Consider the following 8,198-nt stretch of genomic DNA (forward strand, 5'->3'; position numbering starts at 1 on the left):
AAGTTCGGTTGGTATAGATAGTTGCTAATCTCTTTATCTAAAGAGTGTGGTATGTCTAAAGTCGCTCCTTTCTCGCCAATATACACTTTTTTGTCTAGCAAATTAATGGCAAGATACTCATTGATGTGTGCTTTGATGAGTGCTTGATTAAACAAAGCGGTTTGGATTTTGCCATAAGGAATACGAATTTTTCCTGTGTCAAGCATACCCTGAGGGTGGTTTATTATTGCCATACCACGATCGGTTACCCATAGCACAGGCTGAATGACCGCAGTGGGAATATCGCTATTTGGATAGACACAGAGTAGTCCCACTTGTTTTTTCTTGCCATTGGGTTTTTGGGCAAATATTTTGACATAGCCCAACTCATCAATAGGCTGTGTGCATGTGATATTGATACTAAATGCTGTATTGGTATAACGATATATTGCTTTACTTGGCATCGCAAGACTGCTTGCCATCAACTCAATTTCTTGTCGTTTGGCATTTTTTAGATAATCAGCAAGTGTCAGGGTGCTTTGTACTTCAAGCCCCTGACTGTATTCAAATAAAATAATCGTGCCATCATCTGTTAATGGCGTACTGCCATGTGTTATGTCTTGCTCTATTTGTAAATGCAGATTGACATTTGGCAGATAAACATCATCCATCTGACCTTTGGCAAAAATAGATAGCCAAGCTGGTGCATAATCCGTTTGATTGGAGATAAAGTCATCTATAAATGATACTGGATTATTTTGGTGGGTTATATATTCACTCATGATGGATTGTATGAGATTAGCCCTATGTGGAGAGACTCCTGCTATATTCCCCTGTACGCTACCGTCTGCTAATTTGATATTGTACACATACTCATCTCTTAACCAATCAAACCCATACCTCCCTTGATAGTTATCATCTCGTCTAAAATGCACAGTAAACTTAGGCAACTCATCATCATTTGCTTGGGTGTTGGCAAAGTTGTTTTGTAGCTTTGATTGTCTGTATTGCTCTCTTGCTTTTTGGTACTGGGCAAGTCTATTATCATCAATAATCTCTTTAAAACTTGTCTGCGAATGCACAAGTTTGGGTGGTGGATTACATTTGCACAGACACAAATCATCATTTAAGGCAGGCATTGCCCCACCGAGTGAAAAAGATAATCTTGGACCTGTTGGTACAATTTTGCCCATAGACTGACAAGCAGGACACCAAACATCATCGCCGATACAGCTTTGTTTTTTACCGCTGATATTAAAGATAGTAGGATTGGTGGTTGTTTGGACGATACCGCCTGCTGTGGTGGTGTCGTTTTCTAGGATGTAGTAACGGGTTAGGGGCATGGGATGTCCTCATGTTGAGTGTGTCTATCAATGGTAAGTTTAAATTCATTATCAACAACGGTCAATGTCATGTTTCTTATGGGATTAGGATTGCCGATAGATAAAAGCATCTCATGACTTATCATGGGCAGGATGTGATTGGTGATGATGGCATCAATCATACGACCGCCTGACTCTATTTCTTGACAGCGGTTGGTGATGAGGGTGATGACGGCATCATCATGGCTTAGTGTGATGTTATGATTATCCTGCATGCGTTTGATGACTTTGTTTAGTTGCAGGGTGATGATGTGTGACATCATCTCGTGATTGAGTGGGTAGTAGGGAATGTTTTGGATTCTACCCAAAAGTGCCGCCGGAAAAGTCTGCAATAAAGGCTCTCTTAATGCCGTAGCCAGTCCTTCTATATCGGGTTTTAGAAGCTCGTCTTGACATAAAGTTAGGGTAAGCTCTGAGCCGACATTGGTGGTTAGGATGATGATGGTATTTTTGAAGTCAATATAGCGACCCTCGCCATCTTCCATAAATCCTTTATCAAAGACCTGAAAGAAAATCTCGTGAACATCGGGATGAGCCTTTTCTATCTCATCTAGCAGGACAACACTATAAGGACGTCTGCGAACGGCTTCAGTCAGTACACCACCTTCACCGTAGCCGACATATCCTGGAGGGGCACCTTTAAGCGTGGAGACGGTATGAGGTTCTTGGTATTCACTCATGTTGATGGTGATGAGGTTTTGTTCACCGCCATACATGATGTCTGCCAGCGCAAGGGCGGTTTCGGTTTTGCCCACGCCAGAGGGTCCTGTTAGCATAAAGACGCCAATCGGTTTGTTGGGGTTGTCTAGATTGGCTCTGGCGGTCTGTATGCGTTTGGCTATCATATCAGTTGCATGAGGCTGACCGATGATTCGTTGGTTGAGCGTTTCTGATAAATGAAGGATTTTTTGCACTTCGTCATCCATCATTTTACCAACTGGAATGCCTGTCCATTCAGCAATGATTTGAGCGATGAGATGAGAATCTACCACAGGATGAACCAATGTCTCTTGTTTTTGTATGGTCTGAAGTTTTGTGATAAGTGCTTGTTGCTCTGCTTTGAGGGCATTTATTTCCTCTGGTTTATCATCATCCGATGAGGCTATGGATGCTCTGATTACATGAAGTGCCTCAACAAGTTGTTTTTGGTCTTGATATTGTGCATTGATAGCATCTAACTCTGACTGTATGGCTTGGATTTGTTGTTGTTTTTGTGCAATGACATCGCCATCGGTTAGGTAGCCTGATTCTTGTTGTTTTTGAAGCTGGTGAATCTGCTGTTCGATGGATTTTATGCTTTCTTCTTTGGTGGTGATAGACAGAGGGGTGCTGTTTAAGCTGACGGCAACCCTAGCACAAGCGGTATCAAGAATGCTAATAGCTTTGTCTGGCAATTGTCGTGCAGGAATATAGCGAGCTGAGAGTTTGACAGCAGTTTGCACGGCATCGTCTAAGATGAGTACCTGATGATGGGATTCTAGTCTGTCCACCAAGCCCCTTAGCATATCGGTTGCCACTTCTTGGTTGGGTTCTGGCACTTGAATGACTTGAAATCTTCGGGTAAGTGCAGGGTCTTTTTCAAAATATTTTTTGTATTCTGACCATGTGGTTGCACCAATGGTGCGAAGCTCGCCTCTTGCCAAAGCGGGTTTTAAAAGATTGGCGGCATCGCCTGTACCTGCAGCACCGCCAGCACCCACTAATGTATGAATCTCATCAATGAACAAGATGATAGGCTTGGGACTTTGGTGGACTTCTTTGATAACTGCTTTTAGGCGATTTTCAAACTCACCAGAGACACTTGCTCCTGCCTTGAGTGCACCGATATCAAGTAAGATGATTTCAACTTCTCTTAGGTGGTTTGGCACATCGCCTTGAGCAATTTTTAGAGCAAGACCTTCAACGACAGCAGTCTTTCCTACACCAGCCTCACCAGTCAATAATGGGTTGTTTTGCTTTTTGCGAGAGAGTATATCCACCATTTGGCGGATTTCGTTATCCCTGCCTGTAACGGGGTCTAACTTCTCTTGTCGTGCCTGCTCGGTAAGATTGGTACCAAAACGTGCCAAGGCGGATTGCCCCGTTGGGTCATTGGGTGACAAGGAGACTTCCTGAGCTGTGGGTTTTTCAATGGAATGTTGGCATATTTGGTCGTAGTCTTCATACAGCTTTTGAGTATTGATTTTGCCAAATTCGGAACTGATTCTAAGAAGTTGGTGTTTAAACTGGTTGGATTCTAACAGTGTGTAAATAAGATGACCTGTGGTGATGCGTGTTTGATTAAACTTTAAAGAGGTATACAGCCATGATTCTTCAATGAGTGCCATGATGTCATCAGAGAAGTCACTGACCTGTTCATAGCCTGTTTTTAGGGTTTTTAAGTGGTTTGCAATGTCGCTTATTAGATAGTCATGATTTAGTTCAAAATGACTTTCTATAAATCTCAAGTCTGTATCATTCATTTGTAGAAGCTGATATATCCAGTGAGAGAGCTCGACATGGCGGTTTTCACGCAACTTGGCAAACATAAAAGCACTTTCAAGGCTCTTATATAGTGATGTATTTAGTTTGGCAAATAAAGCAGAGCGGTTGATTTGAGACATATCGGTTCCTTGTTTGGTGGCTTAAAAGCAATATCATAACAAAATATCTCACCAAAAGTCCACAACCAAATCATAATTGTGGTGGAAGCAAATGATGGATGTTTGGTGTCATTGAACTTCTGCCAGTACAGAGGATGTGCCATCATCATTCAAAGAATAGATAGAGGGTATATTGCTTGACGATTACATCTTTCTATGGGATGATAATGAGTGTTAATACCCCTTAAAGAAAAATACTTCCCATCATGCTCTAAAAAAACAGCAATATACCCATCGACAACAAGCTCTAACTGACCTAAATATCTTTGATACAGTTCGTCTAATATTTCTTGGGATTTTTGATGGTCTTGAACAACCAAATTAATGGTTTCTATCATTGCCATTTTGTCATCGTCGGATAAAGTATGCGTTCTTTTCTTATCTTTTTCTGTTCCATGACGCATATAATATTGTAAATAGTGAACCATGCCATGACTTCTACCGATATAAAGATAACTATTTAGTTCCCTAAACTGCATAATGTGATCTTTACCTTCTTTTACAACCCAACGACTTAGATCGTCTGTATGTTTATCCAAAGATACTTCAAAACGAGATAAAAACTCATCAAAAGACATCAGTTTAACTTTTCTGTCATGGGGTATGCCAATATACGAGGGCGGGGGAAGATAATTGTATTTTACCTGCCATTCTGGTTTGTAATATGTCTTACCGTAATAATCTGCTGACTCATAAGGCGGTGCTGAAAAAGCGGTTGTATGGATAAAGGCAAATAAAGTAGCGATAAAGTATTTCATGATGACTCCTTGGTCTTTGGGGGCGGTGAGGCTTCTGCCAGTACAGAGGATGTTCCATTGCCTGAATTTATTTATTCAATGTAAATTCCATATAAATAGCTACCATTACATTGTTCTAGTGGGTGAAATGCAATTTTTGTACCACTCATAGAAAAATACATTCCATCATACTCCAAAAAAGCCATAACACTACCTTGTTCTATCATACTTATTTGCCCTATATATCTCTCATAAAGTTCTTCAAGTAATTCGCTGGATTTTTCTTTGTCGTCGATAAATATATTGATAACTTCTAGCATAGCTAACATTTCATTATTATTTATATGATAACCTTTTTTGAGTATATTTTTTAAATCTAGTGTTGAGTAAGAGACATTGTAAATATCACGGTTGTCTCTGATTATTTTTAAAATGCCATTTAATTCATTCAGTACGAGAGAATTGTCAATCCCCTCTCTTTCTGCCCAACGACTTCTATCTGATATGTATTCCCCCAATGAAACCTCTAATGAATTCATAAATTTATCGTAAGAAATGAGTTTTTTATTTCTGTTAAGGGGTATGCCAACATATGGCTCATGTTGATGTATTACCTCTTGTGACTGCTGTGTATTTTTATTAACATCTATCAACTGACATGTTATAGGGTCATAATACTCAGCTGGTAGATAGGGCTTAGCATAAACTGAATTTAATAGTGCAAAAAGTGCAACAAATGATAAATACTTCATTGTAATTCCTTATTCTTGGGAATGGTTAGACTTCTGTCGGCACGGAGGATGTTCCATTGCCATTTAAACAAGGAGTTCAAGTTTTTAAATTGATTGTATTTATCAGTTTCTTTAATTGGCTTGCTTGGATTTTTGGGTGCATTTCTCCCCTCATAATCCATCACATTATCTGTATATCCTTGATAAAACTGATATGTGGGAAAGCGGTTTAGGATGGCTTTGGCGCGGTTCTCATCCAGATGTCCTTTGCTGGCTTTGAGTTTATCTAATTCTGGTGGTCTGTCAAAAGTATGAGGCAGACCAAAGCTGTGTCCAAGCTCGTGAAATATCGCATAAATATCATTTTGTGCGACAGCATAGATGATGGCGGCATTGCCACTGACATAATCGGCTTGGTTTAATAACTTGTTGTTAGGAATATCTGCAAAACAACCGCAAGAGATTTCATCTTCTGTAAAGGGGCGTGGTGTTACAACACCGCCAATGGCACCAGTAACACTGCTATCTGAATGAATATACTCTGTCGCTGGGGGTGGTATTTTCCTGTCTCGTCAGGTTCGCAGGTTGGCACTACTGCATTCATAGTAACAGGCTTGACATCGGTAAATATGAGATGGGTAGTTTTATTTTGATTGCTCTCCGTCCAGTGGCCATAGATGGCACTGCTTTGTAGTGCTGTACTGGGATACAGTTGCTCAAATAACTGCCGAACATCCAAGTCAAAATTTGACCTATTTTGCCGATCTATAGGAGTGTTATTAAAAGCCAACAGATTTGGGTAGCTATTTGTTCTGGTTTTTCTACATTCGTATTTTTTTAAAAACTCTTCTATCTCTCTTTGATGGTGGCGTGTGTGTATTTTTTCATGAAGCCTCATGTTAAAAACCTTACTCTCAAAGGTTAGATTGATAAGTGCCTGACCAAAGGCTTCTGATCTTAGTCTATCCTGATATCTAAGCTCTGGCATGGCGTAGCTGTTTGGTATCATGGCAAATTGCACTACTTGAATGTGTGCGGCAGGTATCTCATGATTGGGATAGATGAGTAGAACACCAACATCTCGGCTGTGATTATTATGTTTGGCGGTTACCAAGATATGGCGAACCTTATCACTGGGGGTTTTGACCTTGATGGTAAGCTGTTTGGTTGGGTCGGCATAGTATTTAATGGAGGTGTCTCCGCCCAAAGGACGGGTGAGTTGACCTTTTTCCAAAAATATCTCCAGTGGCACCTCTAGAATATTCTTGTTTCTAGACTTGTCTCTAAAATAAATCTCAACACCATCATCACTGGGGGTAAATATCAGTACCGTATCATCTTTGGCAAGCGGTCTATCCATGTCTACTGCCTCTTGGTCTATCTGCAGGTAGAGTTTAGCATAGGTGTGTGTTACGCCTTTGGGCTTATGCTTCTCAGCAAATACTGCCAGCCATGATGGGATATATTCATCGACACCGCAGGTCTTAATCCTACTTAAAACCTCAACAGGTTGTGGGTCATCAAACCAAAGATGGGTATATTCTTTTTTAAGTTTGTCAATATCGCCCCTGTATAAGCGTGTGGGCTCATTGTTATTTTCTAGGACAGAGACGATGTCATAGATGTACTCATCTCGAAGCCAGTCAAAACCAAAGTTTTGCACTTGCTCGCTCACAGAACTCCAAGGGTCATCAACAAGAGGTTTGCGAAAATGTACCAAAAATTTTCGAGGGGCACCAGAGATGACCACCTTGCAAGTCGGAGCATCTGTCGCTGTGCTGGCGGTGGTGGTTTTATATTCGTTTTGCGACATAATAACTCCTTAAATATCTAGATGAATTTCGATATCCTCTTGGGAGTCTGTATAAAACACTTGTGTCTTACCCTTATCGTCAGTAATCCCCTCGAATAGCTCGCCCGTTACTTTATTGTGGGCAGTATAAGCAGTATGAGCATATGGCACATTATCATCATTGGTAAAGTGAAAACACAGCGTGTAGAGCTTGGGTAAGAAGGGCAAGTTGGGCATGGGTACCTGCTCACCCTCCAGAAGCTTTGTTATCTCTGCTTTGACTTTGAAGATCTTCGGTGTGGTAATGAATACACCATGCTCATTTATTTTAATTTCTGAACCTGCTACCATGACTAGTCCTCATTGATAGAGTGATTGATGTGATAATATCTTACAATATTACTTAAAATTACCCAAAACTTTTACAAAAAAACAAACCATAAATGCTTGTTGTGGCTTGTTTTTGAGGGTTAAAGTTATCTAAGGTGATTTTGGTGGCTGACATTGCCAAGGTTGGGGTCGCGAGTTCGAATCTCGTTTCCCGCTCCAAATTTTAAAAAGTCCAAATCGAAAGGTTTGGGCTTTTTTGTTGTTTAAATTTGTATTGAAAAACTGTAAAATCCCTTGATAAATGATAAAATTATCAACAAAACCAATATATTTATTTTACAGCCTTATAAATTATTTTTATCAATTTGTCTAAAAATTAATCATATTTGGGGCGAAACCCACAAATTTTCCTGTAAAATTGGCATAATTTTACATTGACGGTGGTTTAAATTATAAAGAGTTGTGTTATAATTAACAGGATATGGCAAATTCGTTTGAATGTTGTCATAAATTTGTCTGTGAAATTAAGACAATCCGAGCGAAAATTTCCATACCTAAATTCATAGGTTAATAAGAGGACATACCCATGGCCAAAGCCAAATTCG

General features: G+C 40.0%; 6 protein-coding genes. All 6 read right to left on the reverse strand.

The genetic code is table 11. The features are described from left to right. Positions 1-1,322 (reverse strand): PAAR domain-containing protein (locus B5J93_RS13870; protein WP_211278892.1); only part of this gene is annotated, 1,322 nt, incomplete at its 3' end. Next, entirely contained in the window at positions 1,313-3,964 is a 2,652-nt protein-coding gene (gene tssH, locus B5J93_RS12025) for a type VI secretion system ATPase TssH (RefSeq protein ID WP_079326593.1), read from the reverse strand. The genes tssH and B5J93_RS13870, both read right to left, overlap by 10 nt. A gap of 149 nt (positions 3,965-4,113) precedes the next feature. After that, positions 4,114-4,761, reverse strand: a complete 648-nt coding sequence (locus B5J93_RS12030) for a hypothetical protein (protein WP_079326594.1) — start codon at positions 4,759-4,761, stop codon at positions 4,114-4,116. A gap of 71 nt (positions 4,762-4,832) precedes the next feature. Beyond that, complete coding sequence (locus tag B5J93_RS12035) at positions 4,833-5,492, reverse strand: hypothetical protein (RefSeq protein ID WP_078275276.1); 660 nt, start codon at positions 5,490-5,492, stop codon at positions 4,833-4,835. 469 nt (positions 5,493-5,961) lie between these two features. Continuing rightward, entirely contained in the window at positions 5,962-7,284 is a 1,323-nt protein-coding gene (locus tag B5J93_RS12040) for a hypothetical protein (protein ID WP_079326595.1), read from the reverse strand. A 9-nt stretch (positions 7,285-7,293) separates the two neighbouring features. Further along, a complete protein-coding gene (locus tag B5J93_RS13375; RefSeq protein WP_143823549.1) occupies positions 7,294-7,500 on the reverse strand; it encodes a hypothetical protein in 207 nt (68 codons plus the stop codon). Positions 7,501-8,198: the final 698 nt, after the last annotated feature.

The organism is Moraxella equi, from assembly GCF_002027555.1.
In the GTDB taxonomy this organism is placed as follows: Bacteria; Pseudomonadota; Gammaproteobacteria; order Pseudomonadales; family Moraxellaceae; genus Moraxella; species Moraxella equi.